Here is a 25943-nt window from a genome sequence, read left to right on the forward strand (position 1 = left end):
CAACTTCGTGTGGCCCCGTCAGCAGCCAGGAGAACGCCCCGCGTGAGCACCACCAATTTCCGTAACGTCGCCATCGTCGCGCACGTCGACCATGGCAAGACCACCCTCGTCGACGCCATGCTGCGCCAGTCCGGCGCCTTCGCCGAGCGCGCCGAGCTGGTCGACCGCGTCATGGACTCCGGTGACCTCGAACGCGAGAAGGGCATCACCATCCTCGCGAAGAACACCGCCGTCCACCGCCACAACCCGGACGGCACCGTCACCGTCATCAACGTCATCGACACCCCGGGCCACGCCGACTTCGGTGGCGAGGTCGAGCGCGGTCTGTCGATGGTCGACGGCGTCGTGCTGCTCGTCGACGCGTCCGAGGGTCCGCTGCCGCAGACCCGCTTCGTGCTGCGCAAGGCGCTCGCCGCGTCGCTGCCGGTCATCATCGTCGTGAACAAGACGGACCGACCCGACGCGCGCATCGAAGAGGTCGTCACCGAGGCCCAGGACCTGCTCCTGGACCTGGCGTCCGATCTCGACGACGAGGCCGCCGCCGCCGCGGAGGCGCTGCTGGACCTGCCGGTCCTGTACGCGTCGGGCCGCGAGGGCAAGGCGTCGATGAACCGTCCCGAGGACGGACAGGCGCCCGACACCGAGAACCTCGACGTGCTGTTCGACGTCCTCATGGAGCACGTGCCGGCGCCCAAGGGTGATTCCGCCGCGCCGCTGCAGGCCCACGTCACCAACCTCGACGCCTCCGACTTCCTCGGTCGCCTCGCGCTGGTCCGCATCCACAACGGCGAGCTCCGCAAGGGGCAGAACGTCGCGTGGATGCACGCCGACGGCGTCAAGAACGTCAAGATCACCGAGTTGCTGAAGACCGTCGGCGTCAACCGTGAGCCCGGCGAGGTCGCCGTGGCGGGTGACATCGTCGCCGTCGCGGGTATCCCCGAGATCATGATCGGCGACACCCTCGCCGACATCGAGAACCCGGTGGCTCTGCCGACGATCACCGTCGACGAGCCGGCCATCTCCGTGGTCATCGGTACCAACACGTCGCCGCTGGTGGGTCGCGTCAAGGGCCACAAGCTGACCGCCCGCATGGTCAAGTCCCGTCTGGACTCCGAGCTGATCGGCAACGTGTCGCTGCGCGTGCTCGACATCGGACGCCCCGACGCGTGGGAGGTCCAGGGCCGTGGCGAGCTGGCACTGGCCATCCTCGTCGAGCAGATGCGCCGCGAGGGCTTCGAGCTCACGGTCGGCAAGCCGCAGGTCGTCACCAAGCATGTCGACGGCAAGCTGCACGAGCCCTTCGAGGAGCTCACGATCGACACCCCCGAGGAGCACCTGGGCGCGATCACCCAGCTGCTGGCCAACCGCAAGGGCAAGATGGTCCAGATGACGAACCACGGCACCGGCTGGGTTCGGATGGAGTTCATCGTTCCGTCGCGTGGCCTCATCGGTTTCCGCACCGACTTCCTCACCGAGACCCGCGGCACCGGCATCGCCAACGCCGTCTCGCACGGCTACGCCCCGTGGGCCGGCGAGATCCGCGCCCGCCACACCGGCTCGCTGGTCTCGGACCGCACCGGCTCGGTGACCCCGTTCGCGATGATCCAGCTGGCCGACCGCGGCACCTTCTTCGTCGAGCCCGGCTCGGACACGTACGAGGGCATGGTCGTGGGTATCAACCCGCGCGCCGAGGACCTCGACATCAATGTCACCAAGGAGAAGAAGCTCACCAACATGCGCTCGGCGACGGCCGACGCGACGGAGACGCTCGCGAAGCCGATCGAGCTGACCCTCGAGGCGGCGATGGAGTTCTGTGCCGCCGACGAGTGTGTCGAGGTCACTCCCGAGGTCGTGCGCGTGCGCAAGCTGCATCTGTCGCAGACCGATCGCGCTCGCGAGCGTTCGCGCGCGAAGTCGCGTGACAAGGCCGCGCTGTAAGTGTGTGACGCGTTCCGTGCGCGTTGTGCGAGGCTGAGTGCTCGCGCAACGCGCACGGGCGGGTGTGCCGCTCGCGGACGGGAGGGCCGGTAGTGGCGCACGTACGGCACGGGATGTTCCGTGCATTGGTTCCGCGGACCCTGGCTGCGGTGTCGCTGCTGGCGCTGGCGGCCTGTACCGCCAACCCGCCGCCGCCGGTCGAGAGCACCGACAGCCCCAAGCCGACGACTGCGGTTCCCACCAAGAACACCGTTGCCGTCGCGATCGACGACGTGGGCATCGGATTCAATCCGCATCTCCTCGCGGACCAGTCACCCGTCAACTCGGCGGTGAGCGCGCTGGTGCTGCCCAGTCCGTTCCGTCCCGCGCTCGATCCGGCGCGTCCCGGCGTGACGCTGTGGGTGCCCGATCCGTCCGTGCTGGTGTCGGCGACCGCGGTGCCGCCGGAGGCTCCGACGACCATCACCTACCAGTTGCGGAACGAGGCCCAGTGGTCGGACGGTGCTCCGATCGCGGCCGAGGACTTCCGCTACCTGTGGCAGCAGATGATCACCCAGCCGGGCGTCGTGGATCCCGCGGGCTACGGTCTGATCGACGACGTCGAGTCGTCCGGGGGCGGCAAGACCGTCACCGTGACTCTCACCGCCCCGTATCCGGCGTGGCGCGAGCTCTTCACCGACCTGCTGCCGTCGCATCTGGTCAAGGACACGCCGGGCGGCTTCGCCCGCGGGCTCGGTGACAGCATTCCGGTCTCGGGGGCGCAGTTCCACATCAAGTCGGTCGATCGCGGCCGCGACGAGATCGTGCTCGAGCGTAACGACCGGTTCTGGGGCACCCCCGCCAAGGCGGATCAGATCCTGATGCGCCGCGGTGGCTCCCCGGCCCAGCTCGCGGACTCGATCCGGTCGGGCGACGCCCAGGTGGCCCGCGTGCACGGCGGTGCCGCCACACTGGGGCAGCTGTCGGTCATTCCCAGCGTGCGCACCGGCACCGAACTGCAGCCGCGGGTGCTGTCGGTGACTCTCAACGGCCGGGTGTCCACGCTGGCCGAGCCCACGGTCCGCAAGGGACTGTTCGGACTTCTCGATCCCAACCTGCTGGCCACGGTGGGGGCGGGCAGCGAATCGTCCGCCACCCCCGCGCGCGCACAGGTGCTGGCTCCGTCCGACCCGGGGTATGCGCCGACGGCGCCACCGCCGCCGACGCGGGAGCAGGCCTTCGGGGCGCTCGCCGGTGCCGGCTTCCAGGTCGTCCCGACGCTCGCCGAGGGCAACGACCCGGAGACCGTCACCGTCGGACGTCTGGTGCGGGACAACGAGCAGTTGACCCTCGTACTGGGTGCGCCGGAGAACGACGACATCGCGATCGCCGTCGCCAACACTGTCGCCGACCAGTGGCGGGGGGCGGGTATCGCGGCCTCGGTGCGTGCGCTCAAGGCCGAGGACCTGTACGGCGAGGCACTCACGTCGGGCACGGTCGACGCCGTCGTCGGTTGGGAACGCGCCGGGTCGGACCCGGCGACGTCGCTGGCGTCCCGCTTCGGCTGCCTGCCGCTGGACACGTCGGAGTCGGCACCGGACACGACGCCGCAGACGACGTCTCCGGCACCCACGTCCGCGGCCACGCCGGCGCCGTCGGTGCGCTCGCCCAGCAACCTGTCCGGTCTGTGCGATACCGGCTTGCAGCCCGGGATCGACGCGGCCCTGCGTGGCCTCGACGACCCGGCGCGCGTCATCGCCGACGCCGAGCCCCGGCTGTGGGAGTTGGCGGCCGTCCTGCCGGTCCTCCAGGACAACGCGATCGTGGTCGCCGGTCCGGGTGTGGAGGGCGTGTCGCTGGCGGGTCCGATCCCGGTGGGCATCTTCGGCGACGCCGGAGTGTGGACCCGCACGACGAAGTGAGTGAGATGAACGCCCGACGCATCCTGTTCGTGCACGCCCATCCCGACGACGAGACGCTCACGACGGGTGGCACCATCGCCCGGTACGCCTCCGACGGCGCCGACGTGACGGTGCTGACCTGCACTCTCGGCGAGGAGGGCGAGGTCATCGGGGACCGGTGGGCCGGCCTGGTCGCGGGCGCGGCGGATCAGCTGGGCGGCTACCGGATCATGGAGCTGACCGGCGCGCTGCAGGCGCTGGGCGTGTCCCGGCCGCGCTTCCTCGGCGGTGCGGGTCGCTGGCGGGATTCCGGGATGGTGGGCACGCCGTCGGCTCGTAATCCGCGCGCGTTCGTCAACGCCGACATCGACGAGGCGATCGCCGCGATCGTCGCGGTGATCCGGGAGCTACGCCCGCACGTGGTGGTCACCTACGATCCGGTCGGGGGCTACGGGCACCCCGATCACATTCAGGCGCACCGGCTCACGACGGCCGCCGTCGAGGCTGCCGGGACCGACGCCTTCCCGGACTGCGGGCAACCCTGGAATGTCGCGAAGTTCTACTGGACGGTCACCGAGCGGTCCACGCTCGAGGCGGGAGTGGCCGCGATCACCGACGTGCCGCACGGTTGGCGGATGCCGACGCCCGACGAACTCCCGACGGTGCCGGACGCGTCCGTGACCGCCGCCGTGGACGTCCGGCCAGTGCTGGACGCCAAACGCGCCGCGTTCCGGGCACACGCGACGCAGGTGACCGTCGCACCGTCGGGGACCGAGTTCGCGCTGTCGAACGACGTGATCCAGCCGATCCTCGCCGTCGAGCACTACACCCTGGTCCGGGGTGAGCCCGGGCCCGTCGAATCGGACGGACGGGAGAAGGATCTGTTCGGCGGGATCGGCTGACGATTCCCCGTAAGCTGTGACCCAGGCCACGTTCGTGGGGGTCCGTGCGTCGGCACCAGCCCCTGTCGAACGGGAGGTCGCTGCGGATGTACAACTGGGAACTCCAGAATGCGATCACGGCTTTCGTGGACAGCCTGCGGCCGATGGCGCCGTACTTCCACGACCTCTACATCGGCTCACTGCACGCGTTCGCACACCAGATGAGCGACCTACTGACGGCGATGGGCTATCCGCCGGTGCCGTGACCGGACCCCGCCGTCGCCGCGTCGGCGCCGATGACGGACCCTTGAAGTCATGACCGACCCGAGCATCGCCGTCGACCCGCCCGCGTCGCCCGCCGAGGCGCGCACGACACTCGCCCTGCTCACATTCGACGGCTTCCTCTGCGCGGTGCTGTCGGTGCTGTTCCTGCCGGCGTACATCGGGACGACGCCGTTCCCGATCACGGTGTTGATTTCCGCGGTGGTCAACCTGTTGCTGGTACTGGGCGCCCGCAAGTTCACCGATCGGGCTCTCGTGGCCGCGCTGCCGCTGTTCGGGTGGCTCTTCGGCTTCGGTCTGTGCGCGATCGGCGGTCCGGGCGGCGACGTGCTGGTCTTCGAGGACTGGCGCACCCTGCTGCTGTTCGTCGCGGCATTGCTTCCGGCGGGCCTGTACCTGTTCCAGGTCCGGCTCTCGTCGCTCGTGGCGGCGGCTCAGCGCTGAACGCGTAGCCAGATGCCGCCCGCGCCGGGCGTCACGGCGTCCACGAGCGCCCAGGCCTGCTCGGCCGGGAGGTCGTGCACGACGTAGCGGCCGGTGCCGGCCGGGGTCGCGGCGATCACGGTGGCGACTCCGGCGCGCCGCTGGAAGAACGTCTGCCGCACCGTCCAGCCGATGATGCCCTCTGCTGCCAGGCTGTCGCGTCGGCGGTCGAGAGAGCCGCTGCGGGTGACCAGCCAGCCGGGCAGGACGGCATGACCGAGCCCGCGGTAGCGGTCCCGGGCGAGGCCGGCACCGGCGACGGCGAGGACCACGACGCCGGCCCACACGGGCCACGGAACGTCGCGTCCGGCGACCGCGACGCCCGCCGCGGCGAGGGCGGCCACGACAGCGGGCCACAGCGCACGGGTGTAGCGCCGTCGCCGTGCGGCCGGGCCGTGCAATGCCAACGGTGTCTCGGCCTGGCGGTCGTCGCCGAGCACGGTCGCCATCACACGCATAGCCTCGGCGCGCGGACTCTGCGGCAGCAGCAGCGACGACTCGCGGTGCTCGGCGGAAACACCGGTCATGATCGCGTCGAGCGAGGCGCCGCCCGCCAGCCGCAGCAGCAGCGGCTCCTTGAGCGTCGTGCCGCGCAGGCGCTGCCGGTCGAGGGTGGTCTGCCGGGTCCGCAGCAGACCGTGGCTCACGTGCAGTGTGCGGCCGGTGTCGGTGACGGTCATGCGGCCGTAGACGACGAGGTAGCGGACGCACGCGAGAACGCTCGCGGCGAGGAACAGCCCGACGAAGGCGAGGAAGCCGAGGACTGCGAGGACGAGTGCGCCGGCCTGCTGCGCGGAGTCGACGCCCTCCTCGAATGCGGGCGACCGCGCGATGCTGTCCACCAGGCCGTACTGGAAGACGATGCCCACCAGCGCGCCGATCGCGACAAGTCCGGTGACGGAGAACGGGGCGTACCGCACCCAGGCCGGGGTCCAGTGGCCGATCTCGGCCCCCTCCCGGTCGGGGGCGCTGTCCGCGTCGGGTCGGCCGGGGTGCTGCCCGTGACCCGACAGCAACGCGGCTCGCAGATCCGGAACGAGTGAGACGTCGAGTGCGTCGAGTTCGAACTTCTCCTCGTCGCGTCCGCTGTGGCGTCCGGTGCCGATCCGCAGCACGGCCAGCCCGAGCAGTCGATGCAACACCCGGGCCTCGACGTCGACGGACCGGATCCGGTTGCGGGGGACCGACAGCACCTTCTTCTGGAAGACGCCGCGACGCAACTGCACGTGTACCGGGCCGATCCTGTAGGTGGTGGTGACCCAGCGCAGGACGCCGTACGCGACGAGCGCGGCGACCACGATCAGGCCCCAGTAGTGATTGCCGCTGCTGCTGCCGACGATCCACGAGACCGCGATCACCGGGAGCAGTTTCACGACCTCGTTGACGGGGTGGACGAGCAGCATCCGCTTGTCGAGGCGCAGCCACGGTTGCTCGTCCTCGGCGGCGAGGGCGGCCTCGCCGGTCCTCTCGGCCGGCACGCTCACGTCGCGTCCCCGGCATTGCGGGCGGTGATCGCGGTCAGTTGCTCGACGGTGCGGTCGGCGACGTCGAGGTCCAGAGCGGTGATCTTGACCGCCCCGGCGGACGACGCCGTGGTGACGGTGACGGTCGCGAGACCGAACAGACGGTCGAGTGGTCCCCGTTCGGTGTCGACGGTCTGGATGCGGGTGATCGGTGCGATGCGCCGTTCCTGATCGAACCAGCCGGTGCGGGTGTAGACCGCGTCGTCGCTGATCTCCCAGCGGTGTACCCGGTACCGCCACCGCGGCACGACCGCGATGTCCGCGACCGCGACTGCGAGCGTCACCGCGAACACCGTCACGTGCGGCCACGTCGTCCAGCGTCCGTCGAGCACCGCCCACACGACCTGCGCCGCGAAGACCGGGAGCCAGACGAGGGTCGCGGTGGTGGCCCACAGCGCGGGGGCCTTCGTGCTCGGCCGCCATGCCGGGTCGGCCATGGTCACCGTACGCGGGGAACGGGTCGGGTCGGAAGGAACGCTCACGACCTCATCCTGCCCGAGGCGGGACGAGGCGTCCTATGGTGGAGGTGGCCGCACAGGTCGTGCGGTGCCTGTCGAGACGGGAGGTGGTCGTGATGGTTCGGACCGACGCAGAGAACAACGACGCGGGGGCCGTGGACGTTCCGGAGGCCGATCTCGTCGAACAGTTGACTCCGGCCGAGTCGGACGACGAACACGAGGAGTCGACGCCGCCGCCGACACCCCTCGAAGTGAATCCGGCGGACGCCGCGGAACAGCGGCGGAGCGTTCCGTTGGACGAGGACTATCCCCGCGGTTAGACGGGTGGTGTGAGACCCACGGTGGCAGCGAGACCGGTCGGTGGCGCATGATCGTCGGGTGAGTCACTCGAGCGATGACACCGACCGGTCCACGATTCTGCCGATCCCGTCGGTTCCCACCGAGGGCCCGTCCGCGAGTGCGATGCGGCGAGTCCTGCGCCGGGCCCGGGACGGCGCGACGCTCAACGTCGACGAGGCCACCACGCTGCTGCACGCGCGTGGCGCCGACCTCGAGGATCTGTGCGCGTCTGCCGCGAAGGTGCGCGACGCGGGCCTGCACGCTGCGGGACGGCCGAATACGGTGTCGTACTCGCGCAAGGTGTTCGTCCCGATCACGCGCCTGTGCCGCGACAAGTGCCACTACTGCACGTTCGTGACGGTCCCCGGCAAGCTGCGGGCGGCCGGGCACGGCATGTACCTGGAGCCCGACGAGATTCTCGAGATCGCCCGCCAGGGCGCCGAATTGGGTTGCAAGGAGGCACTGTTCACCCTCGGCGACCGGCCGGAGGACCGCTGGCCGGAGGCGAAGCAGTGGCTCGACGAGCGTGGCTACGACTCCACTCTCGACTACGTGCGGGCCATGTCGATCCGGGTTCTCGAGGAAACCGGACTGCTGCCGCACCTCAACCCGGGCGTCATGAGCTGGGAGGAGATCTCGCGGCTCAAGCCGGTGGCGCCGTCGATGGGCATGATGCTCGAGACGACGTCGACCCGACTGTTCACGGACAAGGGCGAGTGCCATTACGGCAGCCCCGACAAGGATCCCGAGGTGCGGCTGCGCACGCTCACCGACGCGGGACGACTGTCGGTGCCGTTCACGACCGGCATCCTCGTCGGTATCGGCGAGACGCTCGCCGAGCGCGCCGAGTCGATCATGGCGATCCGCAAGCTGCACAAGGCCTTCGGGCACGTGCAGGAAGTGATCGTGCAGAACTTCCTGGCCAAGCCGGACACCGCTATGCGGGACGCCCCCGACGCGAACCTCGAGGAGTTCCTGGCCACCATCGCGGTCGCGCGCCTGCTGTTGGGGCCGGGGATGCGGATCCAGTCGCCCCCGAACCTGGTATCCGAGGCGGAATGCCTGGCGTTGATCGGCGCGGGTGTCGACGACTGGGGCGGGGTGTCGCCGCTCACCCCCGATCACGTGAATCCCGAACGGCCGTGGCCGAATCTGGACTCGCTCGCCGCGATCACCGCGCAGGCCGGGTACACGCTGGTCGAGCGGACCGCGGCGCAGCCGCAGTACGTGCTGGCCGGGCATCCGTGGATCGATCCACGGATCGGGGCGCACGTGCGCGCTGTGGCCGACCCGGTGACCGGCCTCGCCCGGGCCGACGTGAAGCCGGCGGGTTTGCCGTGGCAGGAACCGGACGAGGAGTGGGTGTCGTCCGGCCGCGTGGACCTCAACACCGAGATCGACACCGACGGCCGCAACACCGAGACCCGATCGGACCTCGGTAGCGCGTTCGGCGACTGGGAGACCGTGCGCGAGCAGGTTCTCGAACTGGGTCGCGCCGCGCCGGCCCGCGTGGACACCGACGTGCTGTCCGCGTTGCGCAGCGCCGAACGCGATCCGGCGACGCTGTCCGACGACGAGTACCTCGCGCTCGCGACGGCCGACGGGGACGGCCTCGAGGCCGTCGTCGCGCTCGCCGACGCGCTGCGCAAGGACGCCGTCGGCGACGACGTCACCTACGTCGTCAACCGGAACATCAACTTCACCAACATCTGCTACACCGGCTGCCGGTTCTGCGCGTTCGCGCAGCGCAAGGGGGACGCGGACGCGTTCACGTTGTCGGCCGAGGAAGTTGCGGACCGGGCGTGGGAGGCGCACGTCGCGGGCGCGACCGAGGTCTGCATGCAGGGCGGCATCGACCCCGAGCTGCCGGTCACCGGGTACGCGGACCTGGTGCGGGCGGTCAAGCGCCGGGTGCCGTCGATGCACGTGCACGCGTTCAGCCCGATGGAGATCGTCAACGGCGCCTCCCGCGGCGGTCAGAGCGTCCGCGACTGGCTCACCGAGCTGCGTGCGGCCGGCCTCGACACCATCCCGGGCACCGCCGCGGAGATCCTCGACGACGAGGTCCGCTGGGTCCTCACCAAGGGCAAGCTGCCCGCGTCGGCGTGGATCGACGTCGTCACCACCGCGCACGAGGTGGGACTGCGGTCGAGTTCGACGATGATGTACGGCCACGTGGACAGTCCCCGGCACTGGGTCGGGCATCTGAACGTCATCCGCGGAATCCAGGACCGCACGGGCGGATTCACCGAATTCGTGTTGCTGCCGTTCGTGCACCAGAGCGCACCGCTGTACCTGGCCGGCGCGTCCCGCCCGGGGCCGACGCAGCGCGACAACCGGGCGGCCCACGCGCTGGCGCGGATCATGCTGCACGGCCGGATCGCCAATATCCAGACCAGCTGGGTCAAGCTCGGCGTCGCGGGCACGCAGGCCATGCTCCAGGGCGGTGCCAACGACCTCGGCGGAACGTTGATGGAGGAGACCATCTCGCGGATGGCCGGATCGCAGCACGGTTCGGAGAAGACGGTCGAGGAGCTGCGGGCCATCGCCGAGGGCATCGGTCGTCCGGCGCACGAACGACTGACGAACTACAGCCGCCGGGAGGGTGCACCCATTCCGGTGCGGTGAGTTCGCTGTTTCGGAAGGTTCGCGCCGGGGCACCCGTGGTCGAGAGGCCGAAGGGAGCCCCAGGTGGACCTGACACTGACGTTCGTCGGCAACGCGACGGTGCTGCTGCGATACGGCGATCTGACGGTGCTGACCGATCCGAACTTCCTGCACCGCGGACAGCACGCGTATCTCGGGTACGGGCTCGTCTCGGCGCGCCGCCACGATCCGGCGATCGACGTGCGGGACCTGCCGCCGCTCGCCGCGATCGTGCTCTCTCACCTGCACGGTGACCACTGGGACCGGGTCGCGCAGCGGCACCTCGACCGGGATCTGCCGGTGCTGACGACGCCGCACGCCGCGAAGAGACTGCACCGCAGAGGATTCTCGCGGGCGACGGGGTTGCAGACCTGGCAGCGGCACACGCTCACGACGGGTGGCGCCCAGGTGGTGGTGACGGCGGCGCCGGGGGAGCACGCGCCGGTGGTGGCGCGCCGCCTACTGCCGCCGGTGATGGGCAGTATCCTCGAGTTCGGTCCGCTCGGCGGCCCGGTGGAGCGCCGGCTGTACATCTCGGGTGACACGCTGATCGTCGATGCGCTGCAGGAGATTCCGCGCCGGCACCCGGATCTGGATGTCGGCGTCGTGCATCTCGGTGGGACCCGGCTGCCGGCCGGTGACCGGCTGCCGTTCGGGCTGACCGTGACGATGGACGGCCGCCAGGGCGCCGACCTGGTGGAGTTGCTCTCCCTACCGAAGGCGGTGCCCGTGCACTTCGACGACTACACGGTCTTCGCCTCGCCGCTCTCGGACTTTCGCGACGAGTTGACGCGGCGCGGCCTCGGTGACCGCATCGTGTACGTCGATCGCGGGGAGACGGTGACGCTGTAGCGTCGGTGCCTCTCGACGTCGGCGCCTCCCGCCGCAGGAACGGTTCAGTCCTTGCGGTGTGGCAGGAACTCCTGGGCCTTCGTCTTGATGCCCGTCTTCACGAAGCCCCACGCGTTCTCGTCGCCGCCCAGGACGGCGGCGGTCGCGTCCTTGAACTGCTCCCACGTCGCGTGGGGCGGGATCGGCGGCATGTCAGGATCGGTGTGGACGTCGAGGACGGTGGGCCGGTCCGCGGACAGGGCGCGCTCCCACGCGCCGGCGAGGGCGTCGGGGTCGTCGACGGTGATGCCTTGCAGTCCCAGGCTGGCGGCGAAGGCGGCGTAGTCGACGTCCGGGAGGCTCTGCGACTCGGTGAACTTCGGTGCGCCACCCATGGCCCGCATCTCCCACGTCACCTGGTTGAGGTCGTTGTTGTGCAGGACGGCGACGATCAGGCGCGGGTCCGACCACTCCTGCCAGTACCGCTTGACCGTGATCAGCTCGGCCATACCGTTCATCTGCATGGCGCCGTCGCCGGCGAACACGATCGCCGGCCGGCCGGGGTGGGCGAATTTCGCGCCGATGCCGTACGGGACGCCGGGACCCATCGTCGCCAGCGTCCCCGACAGTGAACCCCGAATGTCGCCGCGGAAACGGAGTTGGCGCGCATACCAGTTGGCGGCCGATCCGGAATCGGCGGTGACGATCGCGTCGTCGGGCAGGATCGGGGAGAGCTCGGAGAACAAGCGCAGCGGATTGACCGGGTCGGCCGTTACCCGGGCCTGCATGTCCATCGTCTCCCACCAGCGGGCGACGTCGGCCTCGATGCCCTCGCGCCACGACCGGTCCTGTTTGCGCTCGAGGTGCGGGATCAGTGCTCGCAGCGCGGCCCGGGCGTCCGCCACCAGGTTGACCTCGTACGGGTACCGCATGCCGACGAACCGGGCGTCGATGTCGATCTGTACCCCGCGCGCCTGTCCGTAACCGGGCATGAACTGGCTGTACGGGAAGCTCGACCCCACGGTGAGCAGCGTGTCGCAGCCGGTCATCATCTCGTAGCTCGGCCGGGTGCCGAGCAGGCCGATGGATCCGGTGACCCAGGGCAGCTCGTCGGACAGCACGTCCTTGCCCAGCAGGGCCTTCGCGGCGCCCGCACCGAGCAGGTCGGCCACCTCGGCGAGTTCGGCGTGTGCCCCCCGGGCCCCGGTGCCGACCAGCATCGCGACCTTGGAGCCGGCGTTGAGGATGTCGGCGGCCCGCCGGACGGCGTCGTCGTCCGGGGCGATCTGCGGAAGGTCGAGACCGAGGCTGGACGGCACCATCTTGAAGGCGTGGGTAGGTGGCGAGTACGGCAACTCCTGCACGTCGGCGGGGATGATGAGGGCCGTCGGCGCACGCTGCGAGAGCGCGGTGCGGATCGCGCGGTCGAGGACGTTGGGCAGCTGCTCGGGCACGTTCACGGTCTGCACGTAGTCGGCGGCCACGTCCTTGTACAGGCTCGCCAGGTCCACCTCCTGCTGATAGGAGCCGCCCATCGCGCTCCGGTTGGTCTGCCCGACGATCGCTACCACGGGAACGTGGTCCAGCTTGGCGTCGTAGAGGCCGTTGAGCAGGTGGATCGCGCCCGGGCCGGACGTCGCCATGCACACCCCGACCCGGCCGGAGAACTTCGCGTATCCGACGGCCTCGAAGGCGCACATCTCCTCGTGCCTGGCCTGCACGAACCTGGGGTGGTTGTCGGCTCGACCCCACGCGGCGAGGATCCCGTTGATGCCGTCGCCCGCGTACGCGAACACGTGCTCGACGTTCCACGCCCGTAGGCGCTCGAGCAGATAGTCCGCGACGTTCCGGTCGGCCATGGCGCCTCCTCTGCAGTTGCATCCGGCTACCCGCGCCGCGGGGGAGGCAAACGAGCGGCGGGTTCGCAGCGGAGCCGCCGGGCTTCATAGGTCACCCTTACCTGACTGCGTCGGCGCGCGCGCTTCATACTGGACCTTCCGGAAGTTCGTCGGGCGCGAGCCCGGCATCCGGCTCACCGAGGCGCCCGAGCGCCCGTGTCAGAAAGGCAGGGAGAGCAGCAGTGACCTACACGATTGCCGAACCGTGCGTCGATGTGATGGACAAGGCATGTATCGAGGAGTGCCCGGTCGACTGCATCTACGAGGGTGGTCGCATGCTCTACATCCATCCGGACGAGTGCGTGGACTGCGGTGCGTGTGAGCCGGTCTGCCCCGTCGAGGCCATCTTCTACGAGGACGACGTTCCGGATCAGTGGAACGGCTACGTCGCCGCCAACGTCGACTTCTTCGACGATCTGGGTTCGCCGGGCGGTGCGGCGAAGCTCGGCAAGGTCGACTTCGACCCGCCGTTCATCAAGGCGCTGCCCCCCATGGGCGAAGAGTAGGTAGGGGTTCCGGCGTTGCCTCGCATTCCCGTGGCCCAGTCCCTGCCCGATTTTCCGTGGGACTCCCTCGCGTCCGCGAAGGAGAAGGCCCAGTCCCATCCCGACGGGATCGTCAACCTGTCGGTGGGAACTCCGGTCGATCCGGTTGCCCCGGGCATCCGGGACGCCTTGGCGTCGGCGTCGGCTGAGCCCGGCTATCCGACGACGCACGGGACCGACGCGCTGCGCGAGGCGACGTCGGCGTCCCTGGCCCGCCGCTACGGCATGACGGGCGTCGATCCCGCGGCGATCCTGCCGGTGATCGGCACCAAGGAGGTCATCGCGTGGCTGCCGAGCCTCCTCGGTCTCGGCGCAGACGACCTGGTCGTGATCCCCGAGGTTGCGTATCCCACGTACGAGGTGGGTGCGTTGCTCGCCGGTGCCCGGGTGCTGCGCGCCGACGGGACCGCGCAGTTGGGGCCGGAGAAGCCGGCATTGATCTTCGTGAACTCGCCGTCGAATCCCACCGGCAAGGTCCTCGGCGTGGAGCATTTGCGGAAGGTGGTCGACTTCGCGCGTGAGCGCGGCGCCATCGTCGCGTCCGACGAGTGCTACCTGGGGCTGACCTGGGAGGGTGAAGCCGTCTCGATCCTCGACCCGAGGGTGTGCGGCGGCGACCACACCGGGCTGATCGCGATCCATTCGCTGTCGAAGACGTCGAATCTGGCCAGCTACCGGGCCGGCTTCGTCGCGGGCGATCCGGCGCTCGTCGCCGAACTGCTCGAGGTGCGCAAGCACGCGGGCATGATGATGCCGACGCCGATCCAGGCGGCGATGGCGGCCGCGCTCACCGACGACGACCAGGAGAAGGAGCAGCGCGAGCGGTACCGCCGCCGCCGTGACGTCCTGCTGGCCGCCGTGCGCGGTGCCGGTTTCACCGTCGACGACTCGGAGGCCGGCCTGTACCTGTGGGCCACCCGCGGCGAGAACTGCCGCACCACGGTCGACTGGTTCGCCGAGCGCGGCATCCTGGTCGCGCCGGGCGACTTCTACGGACCGCGCGGCGCCGCGCACGTCCGGATCGCCCTGACGGCCACCGACGAGCGGATCGAGGCGGCCGCAGCGCGCCTGTCCTGATCTCATCTTCGGGTACCCGGGTTCCCGCGTTTTGCGCACTTGTCGCGCGCGTGGGGCCCGGGTTCTCGCGTTTTGCGCACTTATCGCGGGGAGAGGGCACTCGATCTGACGCTTCGCGCACTTGTTGCGGGGCGCGGGAGGCGGTGGCGGGCGTAGCCTGAGCTTGGTTGCAGTCACTTGGCTACTGGCTGAGGAGGGCAGCATGGATGCCGTCACGGACGTTCCGGCGCCGTACAACGAGCCGGTCCACTCCTACGCGCCGGGTAGTCCCGAGCGCGACCGACTGACGAGGGCGCTGGCGGAGCACACCTCGACCGTTGTCGAGATTCCGCACGTCATCGGCGGCGAGCACCGTCACGGCAGCGGTGAACCGAGGGAAGTGGTTCAACCGCATCGGCATTCCGCCGTCCTCGGCACCTACTCGAATGCGACGTACGACGACGCGTCCGCGGCCATCGAGGCGGCGACCGCGGCGGCGCCGGCGTGGCGCGAGCTCCCGTTCGACGAGCGGGCCGCGGTGCTGTTGCGGGCGGCGGATCTGCTGTCCGGGCCGTGGCGGGAGAAGATCGCGGCGGCGACGATGCTGGGGCAGTCCAAGTCCGTCCAGCAGGCCGAGATCGATGCGCCGTGCGAACTGGTCGACTTCTGGCGGTTCAACGTCCACTTCGCCCGTGGCATCCTGGCCGAGCAACCGACGTCCTCGCCCGGGGTGTGGAATCGGCTCGAGTACCGCCCGCTCGAGGGTTTCGTCTACGCCATCACGCCGTTCAATTTCACCGCGATCGCCGGGAACCTGCCGACCGCTCCCGCGCTGATGGGCAACACGGTGGTCTGGAAGCCGTCGCCCACCCAGACGCTCGCCGCGTACTGGACGTTGCGCCTGCTCGAGGCCGCCGGCCTGCCACCGGGCGTGATCAACCTGCTCACCGGCGACGGTCTCGCCGTTTCCGATGTGGCGCTGCGTGATCCACGGCTGGCCGGGATCCACTTCACCGGTTCCACCACGACGTTCCGCCACCTGTGGGGCGAGGTGGGCGCGAACATCGCGGACTATCGCAGCTATCCGCGTCTGGTGGGGGAGACGGGCGGCAAGGACTTCGTGGTGGCGCACCCGTCCGCCGATCCGGCGGTGTTGTCCACGGCACTGATCCGCGGGGCGTTCGAGTACCAGGGCCAGAAGTGCTCGGCGGCGTCGCGCGCCTACATTCCGCGATCGGTGTGGTCGCGGATGCAGGACCAGTTCCTCGCCGAGGTCGACGCACTCTCCTACGGCGACGTCACCGATCTGGAGAACTTCGGCGGTGCGCTGATCGACCGGCGCGCCTACGACAAGAGCGTCGCGGCGATCGAGCGGGCGCGCGGCGCCGACGGAGTGCGGATCGCCGTGGGCGGCAAGTACGACGACAGTGTGGGGTACTTCGTCCGGCCGACGGTCCTCACGGTGGACGATCCGCGCGACGAGGCGCTCGTGAAGGAGTACTTCGGTCCGATTCTGTCGATCCACGTCTACGACGACTCCGCCCCGCAGGCGTTCGACGACGTGCTCACCGCGGTGGACACGACAGCGGCGTACGCGTTGACCGGCGCCGTGGTGGCCACGGACCGCGCGGCGATCGAACGAGCCTCGGCGGCATTGCGGTACGCGGCGGGGAACTTCTACGTCAACGACAAACCGACCGGCGCGGTAGTGGGTCAGCAACCGTTCGGCGGGGCGCGGGCGTCGGGTACCAACGACAAGGCCGGCTCGCCGCTCAACCTGCTGCGGTGGGTATCGCCGCGCACGATCAAGGAGACCTTCGTCCCGCCCACCGATCATCGCTACCCGCACATGGGGTCGGGGCACGGCCGATGACGCCCGGCGTCCTGTCGAATCCGCTGCGGCCGGCGATCCTGGCCGCAGCGCGCTCGTCGAGGGTGAAGAGTGCGGTCACCCGGGCGCCGGTCACCAAGTCGATCGTGCGCCGTTTCGTGGCGGGGGAGTCGCTCGCCGACGCGATGGCCGCGACGTCGACGCTGCTGGTTGCGGGCCGATCGGTGAGCATCGACCACCTCGGTGAGGACACCCTCGACGTCGAGCAGGCCCGGAACACCGTCGTCGCGTATCTCGAACTGCTCGCCGAGCTCGCGCGCCTGCCCCAGGCCGCGGCGACCGGAGTGCGGACGCTCGAGGTGTCGATGAAGCTGTCCGCACTGGGCCAGGGGCTGCCGGGCGACGGCGACAAGATCGCGCTCGACCACGCGCGGACCATCTGCGCGGCCGCCCACGAGCACGGGGTGTGGGTGACCGTCGACGCCGAGGACCACACCCGCACCGACTCCACGCTGGCGATCGTGCGGGAACTGCGGGCCGACTTCCCGTGGCTCGGGACGGTGCTGCAGGCATATCTGCGGCGGACCGAGGGCGACTGCCGCGACCTTGCGGGCGCCGGATCGCGGATCCGGCTGTGCAAGGGCGCCTACCGCGAACCGGAGTCGGTGGCGTACCGGTCGCGGGCCGACGTCGACGCGTCGTACCGGCGGTGCCTTCGGGTCCTCATGGCAGGTGACGGCTACCCGATGGTGGCCACCCACGACCCGGCGATGATCGCCTCGGTGGATCGCCTGATCACCGAAACCGGGCGGGGAACAGACGATTTCGAACATCAGATGCTGTTCGGGATCCGCGACCTCGAGCAGGCCCGATTGGTGGACGCGGGGCGTCGGGTCCGGGTCTACGTGCCGTACGGCGCGCAGTGGTACGGGTACTTCATGCGGCGGTTGGCGGAGCGGCCGTCGAACCTTCGGTTCTTCCTGCGTTCGACGCTCTCCCGGGGCTGACGCGCGATGTGAGACAGTGAGCGTCGTGCTGCTCAGTTCGCTCAATCCCCTCGCCGTCGCGCGCGGCGACGACATGTCCGACGCCGTCCGAATCGGCGACACCGCACTCTCGCGCACCGACATCCTCGGGGCGGCCGGCGCGTTGGCCAAGCGCATCGCCGGCGCCCGGGTGGTGGCGGTGCTGGCCGAGCCCACGCCTGCGACGGTGATCGCCGTCGTCGGCTGCCTGCTCGCAGGGGTCACGGTGGTTCCGGTTCCGCCGGATTCGGGTCCGGCCGAGCTCGAACACATCCTTTCCGACTCCGGGGCGCAGGGGTGGCTGGGCCGGGCTCCGGAGGGATCCACGCTGCCGGTGGTGCCGGTGCGCGTGCACGCCCGCGACTGGCACAGCCATCCCGAACCGCACCCGTCGTCCACCGCGTTCGTGCTGTACACGTCGGGCACGACGGGTCCGCCGAAGGGCGTGCTGCTCAGCCGGCGCGCGATCGCCGCCGGGATCGACGCACTCGCCGAGGCGTGGGACTGGACGTCGAAGGATGTTCTGGTGCACGGCCTTCCGCTGTTCCACGTGCACGGGCTGATCCTCGGTGTCCTCGGCCCGCTGCGGGTGGGAAGCCGGCTGGTCCACACCGTCAAACCGACGCCGCAGGCGTATGCGGACGCCGCGCGGGCCAATGGATCGCTGTTCTTCGGGGTGCCCACCGTGTGGTCCCGAATCGTGGAGGACGAGGCGTCGGCCCGTGCCCTGAGCGGTGCGCGGCTGCTGGTGTCGGGCAGTGCGCCGCTGCCGGTCCCGGTGTTCGAGCGGTTGCGCGCGCTCACCGGGCTCACCCCGATCGAGCGCTACGGCATGAGCGAGACCATGCTGACGATCAGCACCCGCGTCGACGGTGAACGCCGACCCGGCTGGGTGGGCGTGCCGGTACGCGGCGTCGAGACCCGGCTGCGCGACGAGCACGGGGACCCGGTGCCGCACGACGGCGAGACCATCGGCGGCCTGCAGGTCCGCGGGGCGACGCTGTTCGACGGCTACCTGAACCGGCCGGACGCCACCGCCGAGTCGTGGACGGAGGACGGCTGGTTCAAGACCGGCGACGTCGCGGTCATCGACGCCGGCGGCTTCCACCGCATCGTCGGCCGTGAGTCCACCGACCTCATCAAGTCCGGCGGCTACCGCATCGGTGCCGGGGAGGTGGAGACTGCGCTGCTCGGGCACCCGGGCGTCAAGGAGGCCGCCGTCGTCGGACTGCCCGACGCCGACCTGGGCCAGCGCATCGTCGCGTTCGTCGTCGGCGACGGACTCGACGAGCAGGCGCTGATCGACCACGTCGCGTCGCAGCTCTCGGTGCACAAGCGCCCGCGCGAGGTCCGCCTGGTCGAGTCGCTGCCGCGCAATGCGATGGGCAAGGTGCAGAAGAAGCTGCTGTAGGCGCTGCGCGCCCGTGCGCCTTTTTGGTAGTTGGGGGCACCGGAAAGGCGCACGGGTGGCGAAGCCGCCGGTTCCGGAATCGGGGCGAGGTCGAGTCGGCATGGGGCCGGTCCCGGCCTGAGGGGAGGCCGGGGGACAGGTGCCGCTACGCATCGGCGCCTGCCCCTCGCCCCGCTTGCCGGCGATCCGGCAGTCAGGCGTCGTATTTGTAGAAGCCCTCACCCGACGCGACGCCGAGCTTGCCCTTGTCGATGTAGTTCTCCTTGAGCCACACCGCCAGCTTCTGCGCGTCCTCGTCACCGTGCGACATGATGTTGTACGGCGTCGTGAGGCCGATGATGTCGAATATCTGGAACGGACCGAGGGGCGCGCCGGTCGCGATCTTCCAGGTCTTGTCGACGTCCTCCGGTTGCGCGTAGCCGCCGGCGGCGAGGGCGGCGGCCGAGTTGAGGAACGGCACCAGCAGCGAGTTCAGGACGTAGCCCGACTTCTCCTTGTGCAGTTCGATCGGGACCATGCCGATCTCGGTGGCGAACTCGACGACGGTGCGGAACACCTCGGGATCGGTCCGCTCCGTGCCCATCACTTCCGCGGTGTTGAACCGCCACACCCGGTTCGCGAAGTGCAGCGCGAGGAAGCGGTCGGGACGGCCGGTGGCCTCGGCGAGGTCGCTCGGCAACAGCGTCGACGAGTTCGTCGCGAAGATGGTCCGCTCCGGCGCGGCGGCACCGATTCTGCGGTACGTGTCCTGCTTGAGGGACAGGATCTCCGGGATCGCCTCGATGACCAGATCGGCGTCCGCCACGGCCGCGTCCAGATCGGACGTCAGCGTCAGCCGGTCCAGGGTGGCGGCGGCGCTGCCGTCGTCGGCGCCGGGAACCTCCTGCCGATAGGTGTCGACCAGGCCGGCGAAGCGACCGCGCGCGGCGTCGAGTGCCTTGTCGTCGATGTCGTACGAGGTGACGTCGAATCCCTTGAAAGCCGTCTGGAAGGCGATCTGGGAACCCAGAACTCCCGCGCCCAGTACGGTGACCTTCCGAATGTCCGTCATGAAACCTCCAGGCTCTCGTGCGGCCGAATCGGGCGCCGGCCGGTTCCCTTCGACCCTATCCCCGCCGACCGGGGGCGGGCGTACCGTCGGGGTATGAGCGCTGTCACGAGCACCAGAATCGTCCTCGCGTCACGACCGCACGGAGAGCCGACTGCGGACAACTTCCGCACGGAGACAGTCGAATTGCCCGACCTGTCCGATGGCCAGGTGCTCTTGCGCACCGTCTATCTGTCGCTGGACCCGTACATGCGGGGCCGGATGAGCGCTGCCGAGTCCTACGCCGATCCCGTAGAGGTGGGCGACGTCATGGTCGGTGGGACGGTCTCCCGGGTTCTCGAGTCACGGAACCCGCGCATCGCCGCCGGCACCTACGTCCTCGGATACACCGGGTGGCAGACGCACGCCGTGGTCGACGGTGACACCGTCCGGCCCCTCGACCCGGACCGTGCCCCGCTGTCCACCGCGCTCGGCGTGCTCGGAATGCCCGGATTCACGGCGTATTCGGGGCTGCTGAAGATCGGCCGCCCGCAGGCCGGGGAGACCGTCGTGGTGGCGGCCGCGGCCGGGCCGGTGGGCTCTGCGGTCGGGCAGATCGCGCAGATCCACGGCGCCCGTGCCGTCGGCATCGCCGGCGGCCCCGACAAGTGCGCGTACGTGCGCGACGAACTCGGGTTCGACGCCGCCGTCGACCACCGGGCAACGGATTTCGCCGACCGGTTGCGTGCCGCGGTTCCGGACGGCGTGGACGTCTACTTCGAGAACGTCGGCGGGCAGGTCACCGCGGCAGTCCTGCCGCTGCTCAACCTCTACGCCCGGATCCCGGTGTGCGGGTTGGTCTCCCAGTACAACGCCGCGACCACTCCGGAGGGGCCGGACCGGTTGCCGGCGTTCATGGGGCTCGTGCTCACGAAGAGTCTGACGGTGCGCGGGTTCATCCAGTCCGAGTTCGTCGCGGAGATGTACGCGGATTTCGAACGCGACGCCTCCCGGTGGATCGCCGAAGGCCGGCTGAAGTACCGGGAGGACGTCGTGCATGGACTGGACAATGCGCCGTCGGCGTTCCTGGGGATGTTGCACGGCAAGAACTTCGGCAAACTGGTGGTTCGCGTCGGGCCGGAGGAGTGAGCGTCAGGCTGTGACACCCACCGGCTTGTCGCCCACGATCGAGATCCGGTCCATCACCCGACGTGCGGGGAAGTAGTCACTCGACGCGTAGTGCTGGCAGGTGCGGTTGTCCCAGAACGCGATCGTGTCGGGGCTCCAGTGCAGCCGCACTTGGAACTCCGGACGCTGGACGTGCCGGTAGAGCGCGCGCAGGATCTCGTTCGACTCCTCCTCGGACACGCCGACGATGCGTTGTGTGAACACGGAATTGACGAACAGCACGCGGCGTCCGGTCTCGGGGATGACGCGGACCACGGGGTGGACCACGGGCGGGAAGACCGGACGGAGCATCTCGACGGTCTCGGCCGGCATCCCGCGGCCGAACGAGTTGATCCAATCGTGCTCGGCCTCGAGATGGTCGATGCGCGCGCGGAGATCCTCCGGGAGCAGATCGTATGCGGCGCCCGTGTCGGCCCACAGCGTGTCTCCACCCACGTCCGGTACCTCGACGCCGCGCAGGACCGCTGCGAACGAAGGAAATTCGTGCCACGTCACGTCGTTGTGCCACATGTTCTCGACACCGGCGGCCATCGCGTCCTTCGCCAGGGTCGCGACGTCCGCATCGCTCTGGCCGGGCTGGGTGTACTTGAAGAAGGGGTGCTGCTCGAGTTCACCCCAGCGGGCGGCGAATGCACGATGATCGGCACGGTCGATGTCCTGGTCACGGAAGAACAGGACCTTCCACTCGAGCAGTGCGCGTCGCAGTTCCGCGAGCACGTCGTCGGACAGGTCGCCGGTCAGCCGGATCCCGGACACCTCGGCGCCGATGGTCGGGGTCTTCGGTGTGAGCGAGAACAATTCGTAGGGTCGGTCGTCGGCGCTCTCGGTGGTGCGTCGTGCGACGAGCGGGCCGACTGCGTAGAGGGGGTCCGTCGGACGCGGTTCGATGAAGGTCCGGAAGATGTCGGGATTTGCGGAAGCGGTCATAGCGAAACTCCTTGGGGATCGGTGTGTTCCGTCGAATCTGGAGTGCTGTGTGGAACGGATGTGGGGGCCTCGAGCACCGCGACGCACGTGTCGACCAGATCCGCGACGATCGCGGCGGTCTGCTGCTGCGTGCGGTCGCGGCCCTCGTGTGCTGCAAGAGTGGTCATTCCGAGCGTGACGACGGTGTCCGCGCGCCACTTCGCGATGTCACCGCGTGTCGGGCAGAGATCGATCAGCAGGTGGTGCACTCGCCGGTAGGTCTCGGCCCGCAGGTGCTTCTGGATCATGTCCGCGAGCGCGGGGTCGAACAGGGCCTGGACGAGGAAGCGCGCGTACCGGCTCCCGGGTCGGCCGAGCGTCTCCGCTGCCAGCGGGCGGACGAGTGCCTCGACGGCCTGCCGAACCGTCGGCGGGCCCCCGAACCGCCCGATCTCGTCCAGCAGTTCCTGCCGTCGTGCGTTGACCGGCGTCATGCGGAGTTCGACGAGCGCCTCGATGAGGCCGTCGCGAGAACCGAAGTGGTACTTGGCGGCCGACTTGTTGGCCTGATTGGCCGCGAGCTGGACGTCCTTGAGTGTGAGTGCGGGCATACCGCGTTCGGCGACGATCCGTTCGGCAGCCACGAGCATCGCCCTGCGGGACGTGTTCTGGGTCACATCGCAGACTTTAAGGCCGAAACCTTAACGGGTCAAGCGGGCAGGGCCTCCATGGTCCCCGAAGTCCCCGAGGGCGACGCGTGGGTCTGGAACGATGGCGTCATGACCTCCGAATCCGCCGAGCGGGCGTTCTCGTCCGTGGTCGGCACCGGTATCGCTCCGCTGCTGAAGGCACACGGGTTCAGGAAGCAGAAGCTGACCTTCACCCGCGATCGCGGCGGGTTGACCGACGTCGTCAACCTCCAACGGTCGGCCGGGAACAGTCACGAGTCGATCCGCTTCTACGTCAACTGCGGCGTCTACTCGGCGGAGTTCGCCCGGGTCGTCGGACGGGTTCCGCAGGAACGCCCGAAGGAGGTCGACTGCCAGTTCCGGCGCAGGATCGAACACCTCGCACCCGGGATCGGACCACACGTCACGGTGACCGCCGACACCGACGTCTCGGCCGTCGCCGAGCAACTGCGCGCCGCGCTCGTCGCCGCGCTGGACGTGCTGGGTGAGCTCGACGGCCCGGACGCCGTCGCCCGAGCCGCGGACTCCGACATCGACTTCGACGTGTTCCGGTACCGGCTGGCGTCGGGCGACGTGATCGGTGCGCGAGAGCAGTTCGCGCGGGCGCGCATCGAGTTCGGGTCGGAGGAGCGTTGGCCTCGCCTCGAGGCGCAGTTCCGGAAGGCGGAGGCCGCGTACGAGATCTCCGCGATCTAGCGGCTGTCGCGGAAGACCGGGTCCCGCTTCTCCTTGCGGGCGAGGGTGGCTTCCTCGAAGTTGTCGGTCATCAGTCGGATCATCAACTGGCCGAGTCCTTCCTGGTTCATGTGCTGCGCCATCGACGACGCGTCGAGGCTCGACCACAGGGTGCGCTTGGTGAGTTCGACGCCGGGCCGCGAGAACATGGCGATCCGCTGCGCCATGTCGAACGCCTCCTCGAGAAGATCCTCCTGCGCCACGACGCGGGACACGAGCCCGATGCGTGCGGCCTCGTCGGCGTCGACGTCGCGGCCGGTCAGCATGATCTCGAACGCCCGCGACGATCCGATCGCCCGCGGCAGCAGGTAGCTCAGTCCGAGTTCGCTCGCCGTGAGGCCGTTGTTGATCCCGGCCGCGCGGAAGTAGGCCTCGGGAGCGGCGAGCCGGATGTCCGCGGCCAGCGACAGGCACAGTCCGCCGCCGATCGCCGCGCCGTTGACCGCCGCGATCACCGGCTGGTGCATGCGGCGCAGCGTCAGGATGACGTCGTCGAGCAACTCCATCGAGCGGAGCGCGATCGTCGGTCGGGTCAGCCCCTCGATGTGGGGGATGGGGCCGGCCGATCGCTGGTCGGCGCCCGAACAGAAACCCCGGCCCGCACCGGTGATCACGACGGCCCGGACCGAGGTGTCGTTGCTGATGGCGTCGAGTGCCTCGCGGAACGGCAGCATCACGTCGAACGCCATCGCGTTCATCCGCTCCGGACGGTTGAGGGTCACCAGCGCGACGTGCTCACGCGGCCGTTCGACGAGGATGAAGCTCAAGGGAACTCCTACTGGCAGAGGGGTCGGTGTGCGCCGACCCTACGCCGCGGGAGCGCCCGATGTGCCCGTTCTTGCGGGACACCACGCCGCAACGGCACACACCTTCTGCCGGCATCACACACCTGTTCCCTGCAGAACGCGGGTGTGATGCCGACAAGGAGTGTGTGAACTCGCCCGAGGATTGCGCATGCTACAGATGCCGCGGGCTACAGCTGGGCGTCCGACTCCGCGAGAGCCGAGGACTTGCGCGCCCGGTGCCGCTGCGTGAGCAACCCGAGCGCGAGGATCACGAGGAACAGCACCGCGGTGGAGATCAGCTGTTTCCGGGCGTCCTCGTCGAACGCCATCAGCACCACGAACCCGGCCAGCAGGACCAGCGTGAGGTAGCTCAGGTAGGGGAACAGCCACATCCGGACCGTCAGCTTGCCCTCCCGCTCGAGCTTCGGGCGCAGTCGCAGGTGCGCGATGACGATGAACACCCAGATCACCAGCAGCGCCGCGCCGACGGCGTTGAGCAGGATGCCGAGCAGATCGTCCGGCAGCAGCCAGTTCAGCAGCACGCTCACGAAACCGAAGAACACCGACAGCAGCACCGCGTTGGTGGGGACGCCCGTCTTGGACAGCTTCGCGAGGGCCGCGGGCCCGTCGTTGCGCCGGGCGAGGGAGAACGCCATCCGCGAGGTGCCGTAGACGTTCGCGTTGAACGCCGACAGCAGCGCGATCACCACGACCAGTTCCATCAACCCGGAGACGTAAGGCATGTTCGCCCGCTCGAGCACGGCGACGAAGGGACCGTCCTGCAGTTCGGGATCGTTCCACGGCAGGACCAGAACCATGATGCCGATGGCGCCGATGTAGAAGACGCTGATCCGCCACATGACGGTGCGGACGGCGGTCGCGATCGATCGTTCGGGGTTCTCGGACTCGGCGGCCGCGATGGTGACGATCTCGATGCCACCGAACGCGAAGGCGACCACCAGCAGGCCCGCCGCGATACCGCTGAACCCGTTCGGCATGAACCCACCCTCACCGAGCAGGTTCGTGAATCCGACGGGATCGGTGTCCGGCAGCAGACCGAAGACCAGCAGGACGCCCACCACGAGGAAGCCGATGATGGCGGCGACCTTGAGGGCCGCGAACCAGAACTCGAACTCGCCGAAGTTGCTGACCTTCGCCAGATTGACGACGGCGAAGAAGGTGACGAACACCAGCGCGATCACCCACTGTGGTACGCCGGGCAGCCAGTCGTTGACGATCGCGGAGGCGCCGGTGATCTCGGCGCCCAGCACCATGATCAGCATGAACCAGTACAGCCAGCCCATGACGAAGCCGGCCCATTCGCCGATCCCGATGCGCGCGTAGTGCGAGAACGATCCGCTGGCGGGCAGAGCGGCGCCCATCTCGCCGAGCATGCGCATCACACACACGACGACGAAGCCGGCGATCAGATAGGAGACGAGGACCGCGGGGCCCGCTTTCGCGATCCCGACACCGGTGCCGAGGAACAGGCCGGCGCCGATGGCCGACCCCAGGCCCATCATCGTGAGATGACGGACCTTGAGGCCGTGCCCTAGTCGAACGGGAGTGTCGGTGGAGCTCACAGA

General features: G+C 69.5%; 23 protein-coding genes. 15 read left to right on the forward strand and 8 right to left on the reverse strand.

All coding sequences use genetic code 11. The features are described from left to right. Window positions 1-42 precede the first annotated feature (42 nt). The 5 genes from typA to C7H75_RS07965 all read left to right on the forward strand — a co-directional run bounded on the left by typA (window position 43) and on the right by C7H75_RS07965 (window position 5425). A complete protein-coding gene (gene typA, locus C7H75_RS07950; RefSeq protein ID WP_005514506.1) occupies window positions 43-1938 on the forward strand; it encodes a translational GTPase TypA in 1896 nt (631 codons plus the stop codon). A gap of 113 nt (window positions 1939-2051) precedes the next feature. After that, complete coding sequence (locus C7H75_RS07955; RefSeq protein WP_175280062.1) at window positions 2052-3839, forward strand: ABC transporter family substrate-binding protein; 1788 nt, start codon at window positions 2052-2054, stop codon at window positions 3837-3839. A 5-nt stretch (window positions 3840-3844) separates the two neighbouring features. Further along, window positions 3845-4720 (forward strand): N-acetyl-1-D-myo-inositol-2-amino-2-deoxy-alpha-D-glucopyranoside deacetylase, encoded by an 876-nt coding sequence (gene mshB / locus C7H75_RS07960; RefSeq protein WP_106851997.1) that lies wholly within the window; start codon window positions 3845-3847, stop codon window positions 4718-4720. An 86-nt stretch (window positions 4721-4806) separates the two neighbouring features. Beyond that, complete coding sequence (locus C7H75_RS25950) at window positions 4807-4965, forward strand: hypothetical protein (RefSeq protein ID WP_005514503.1); 159 nt, start codon at window positions 4807-4809, stop codon at window positions 4963-4965. 49 nt (window positions 4966-5014) lie between these two features. After that, window positions 5015-5425 (forward strand): hypothetical protein, encoded by a 411-nt coding sequence (locus C7H75_RS07965; protein WP_013415372.1) that lies wholly within the window; start codon window positions 5015-5017, stop codon window positions 5423-5425. On the opposite strand, the gene C7H75_RS07970 is transcribed toward C7H75_RS07965, so the two are convergent. Together C7H75_RS07970 and C7H75_RS07975 are read right to left on the reverse strand one after the other, a co-directional pair. Next, window positions 5416-6948 carry a PH domain-containing protein gene (locus C7H75_RS07970; protein ID WP_106851188.1) on the reverse strand — a complete coding sequence of 511 codons (1533 nt, stop codon included), beginning with the start codon at window positions 6946-6948 and terminating at the stop codon, window positions 5416-5418. The genes C7H75_RS07965 and C7H75_RS07970 overlap by 10 nt on opposite strands. Next, entirely contained in the window at window positions 6945-7424 is a 480-nt protein-coding gene (locus tag C7H75_RS07975; RefSeq protein ID WP_044990702.1) for a PH domain-containing protein, read from the reverse strand. Before C7H75_RS07975 ends, C7H75_RS07970 begins: the two co-directional genes overlap by 4 nt. Before the next feature lie 137 nt (window positions 7425-7561). On the opposite strand from C7H75_RS07975, the gene C7H75_RS07980 reads away from it, so the two are divergent. The 3 genes from C7H75_RS07980 to C7H75_RS07990 all read left to right on the forward strand — a co-directional run bounded on the left by C7H75_RS07980 (window position 7562) and on the right by C7H75_RS07990 (window position 11282). After that, the gene (locus C7H75_RS07980) at window positions 7562-7765 is read left to right on the forward strand and encodes an Rv3202a family protein (RefSeq protein ID WP_037085488.1); all 204 of its coding nucleotides are present in this window, start codon (window positions 7562-7564) and stop codon (window positions 7763-7765) included. Between the two features lie 40 nt (window positions 7766-7805). Further along, on the forward strand, window positions 7806-10412 hold the full coding sequence (locus C7H75_RS07985) for a bifunctional FO biosynthesis protein CofGH (protein WP_106851189.1): 2607 nt from the start codon (window positions 7806-7808) through the stop codon (window positions 10410-10412). 63 nt (window positions 10413-10475) lie between these two features. Next, a complete protein-coding gene (locus C7H75_RS07990; protein WP_106851190.1) occupies window positions 10476-11282 on the forward strand; it encodes an MBL fold metallo-hydrolase in 807 nt (268 codons plus the stop codon). A 44-nt stretch (window positions 11283-11326) separates the two neighbouring features. Here the strand turns inward: C7H75_RS07990 and C7H75_RS07995 are convergent, their stop codons facing one another. After that, window positions 11327-13120 (reverse strand): thiamine pyrophosphate-requiring protein, encoded by a 1794-nt coding sequence (locus C7H75_RS07995; protein WP_106851191.1) that lies wholly within the window; start codon window positions 13118-13120, stop codon window positions 11327-11329. Between the two features lie 221 nt (window positions 13121-13341). Between C7H75_RS07995 and fdxA the strand changes: the two genes are divergently transcribed. From fdxA to C7H75_RS08020, 5 genes are all read left to right on the forward strand, one after another. After that, window positions 13342-13665 (forward strand): ferredoxin, encoded by a 324-nt coding sequence (gene fdxA / locus C7H75_RS08000; RefSeq protein ID WP_005514494.1) that lies wholly within the window; start codon window positions 13342-13344, stop codon window positions 13663-13665. Window positions 13666-13680: 15 nt separating this feature from the next. Continuing rightward, the gene (dapC, locus tag C7H75_RS08005) at window positions 13681-14781 is read left to right on the forward strand and encodes a succinyldiaminopimelate transaminase (RefSeq protein ID WP_044990706.1); all 1101 of its coding nucleotides are present in this window, start codon (window positions 13681-13683) and stop codon (window positions 14779-14781) included. A 202-nt stretch (window positions 14782-14983) separates the two neighbouring features. Then, window positions 14984-16633, forward strand: coding sequence for an L-glutamate gamma-semialdehyde dehydrogenase (gene pruA, locus C7H75_RS08010; protein WP_005514486.1), 1650 nt, complete (start codon window positions 14984-14986; stop codon window positions 16631-16633). Next, window positions 16630-17598, forward strand: coding sequence for a proline dehydrogenase family protein (locus C7H75_RS08015; protein WP_069856076.1), 969 nt, complete (start codon window positions 16630-16632; stop codon window positions 17596-17598). The genes pruA and C7H75_RS08015 overlap by 4 nt, the downstream gene beginning before the upstream one ends. A gap of 25 nt (window positions 17599-17623) precedes the next feature. Continuing rightward, window positions 17624-19027, forward strand: coding sequence for an acyl-CoA synthetase (locus tag C7H75_RS08020; protein WP_106851998.1), 1404 nt, complete (start codon window positions 17624-17626; stop codon window positions 19025-19027). 193 nt (window positions 19028-19220) lie between these two features. Here the strand turns inward: C7H75_RS08020 and C7H75_RS08025 are convergent, their stop codons facing one another. Next, window positions 19221-20078: a 3-hydroxyacyl-CoA dehydrogenase gene (locus tag C7H75_RS08025; RefSeq protein ID WP_069856075.1), complete on the reverse strand. Its 858-nt coding sequence runs from the start codon at window positions 20076-20078 to the stop codon at window positions 19221-19223. A gap of 93 nt (window positions 20079-20171) precedes the next feature. On the opposite strand from C7H75_RS08025, the gene curA reads away from it, so the two are divergent. After that, entirely contained in the window at window positions 20172-21203 is a 1032-nt protein-coding gene (gene curA / locus C7H75_RS08030; protein WP_106851192.1) for an NADPH-dependent curcumin/dihydrocurcumin reductase, read from the forward strand. 3 nt (window positions 21204-21206) lie between these two features. Here the strand turns inward: curA and C7H75_RS08035 are convergent, their stop codons facing one another. Together C7H75_RS08035 and C7H75_RS08040 are read right to left on the reverse strand one after the other, a co-directional pair. After that, a complete protein-coding gene (locus tag C7H75_RS08035) occupies window positions 21207-22169 on the reverse strand; it encodes a TauD/TfdA dioxygenase family protein (RefSeq protein ID WP_013415383.1) in 963 nt (320 codons plus the stop codon). After that, entirely contained in the window at window positions 22166-22798 is a 633-nt protein-coding gene (locus tag C7H75_RS08040; RefSeq protein WP_013415384.1) for a TetR/AcrR family transcriptional regulator, read from the reverse strand. The genes C7H75_RS08035 and C7H75_RS08040 overlap by 4 nt, the downstream gene beginning before the upstream one ends. Window positions 22799-22927: 129 nt before the next feature. On the opposite strand from C7H75_RS08040, the gene C7H75_RS08045 reads away from it, so the two are divergent. Continuing rightward, window positions 22928-23533, forward strand: a complete 606-nt coding sequence (locus C7H75_RS08045) for a DUF4304 domain-containing protein (RefSeq protein WP_233281877.1) — start codon at window positions 22928-22930, stop codon at window positions 23531-23533. Here C7H75_RS08045 and C7H75_RS08050 read toward each other — a convergent pair. Together C7H75_RS08050 and C7H75_RS08055 are read right to left on the reverse strand one after the other, a co-directional pair. After that, window positions 23530-24339: an enoyl-CoA hydratase gene (locus C7H75_RS08050; protein WP_022594846.1), complete on the reverse strand. Its 810-nt coding sequence runs from the start codon at window positions 24337-24339 to the stop codon at window positions 23530-23532. The two genes, C7H75_RS08045 and C7H75_RS08050, sit on opposite strands and share 4 nt — an antisense overlap. A 206-nt stretch (window positions 24340-24545) precedes the next feature. Further along, complete coding sequence (locus C7H75_RS08055) at window positions 24546-25940, reverse strand: amino acid permease (protein ID WP_064076038.1); 1395 nt, start codon at window positions 25938-25940, stop codon at window positions 24546-24548. Between the last annotated feature and the right edge of the window lie 3 nt (window positions 25941-25943).

It is taken from the genome of Rhodococcus (subgen. Prescottella) equi, from assembly GCF_003013675.1.
Lineage (GTDB): Bacteria > Actinomycetota > Actinomycetes > Mycobacteriales > Mycobacteriaceae > Prescottella > Prescottella equi.

What these genes read in the sequence shown, in the direction of transcription:
- C7H75_RS08035 (WP_013415383.1), bottom strand. Translation starts at nt 22,169, where the DNA reads ATGACCGCTTCCGCAAATCCCGACATCTTCCGGACCTTCATCGAACCG.
- C7H75_RS08025 (WP_069856075.1), bottom strand. Translation starts at nt 20,078, where the DNA reads ATGACGGACATTCGGAAGGTCACCGTACTGGGCGCGGGAGTTCTGGGT.
- C7H75_RS25950 (WP_005514503.1), top strand. Translation starts at nt 4,807, where the DNA reads ATGTACAACTGGGAACTCCAGAATGCGATCACGGCTTTCGTGGACAGC.
- C7H75_RS08045 (WP_233281877.1), top strand. Translation starts at nt 22,928, where the DNA reads ATGACCTCCGAATCCGCCGAGCGGGCGTTCTCGTCCGTGGTCGGCACC.
- C7H75_RS07980 (WP_037085488.1), top strand. Translation starts at nt 7,562, where the DNA reads ATGGTTCGGACCGACGCAGAGAACAACGACGCGGGGGCCGTGGACGTT.
- C7H75_RS07965 (WP_013415372.1), top strand. Translation starts at nt 5,015, where the DNA reads ATGACCGACCCGAGCATCGCCGTCGACCCGCCCGCGTCGCCCGCCGAG.
- pruA (WP_005514486.1), top strand. Translation starts at nt 14,984, where the DNA reads ATGGATGCCGTCACGGACGTTCCGGCGCCGTACAACGAGCCGGTCCAC.
- mshB (WP_106851997.1), top strand. Translation starts at nt 3,845, where the DNA reads ATGAACGCCCGACGCATCCTGTTCGTGCACGCCCATCCCGACGACGAG.
- C7H75_RS07975 (WP_044990702.1), bottom strand. Translation starts at nt 7,424, where the DNA reads ATGGCCGACCCGGCATGGCGGCCGAGCACGAAGGCCCCCGCGCTGTGG.
- C7H75_RS08040 (WP_013415384.1), bottom strand. Translation starts at nt 22,798, where the DNA reads ATGCTCGTGGCTGCCGAACGGATCGTCGCCGAACGCGGTATGCCCGCA.
- C7H75_RS08015 (WP_069856076.1), top strand. Translation starts at nt 16,630, where the DNA reads ATGACGCCCGGCGTCCTGTCGAATCCGCTGCGGCCGGCGATCCTGGCC.
- C7H75_RS07955 (WP_175280062.1), top strand. Translation starts at nt 2,052, where the DNA reads ATGTTCCGTGCATTGGTTCCGCGGACCCTGGCTGCGGTGTCGCTGCTG.
- C7H75_RS07995 (WP_106851191.1), bottom strand. Translation starts at nt 13,120, where the DNA reads ATGGCCGACCGGAACGTCGCGGACTATCTGCTCGAGCGCCTACGGGCG.
- curA (WP_106851192.1), top strand. Translation starts at nt 20,172, where the DNA reads ATGAGCGCTGTCACGAGCACCAGAATCGTCCTCGCGTCACGACCGCAC.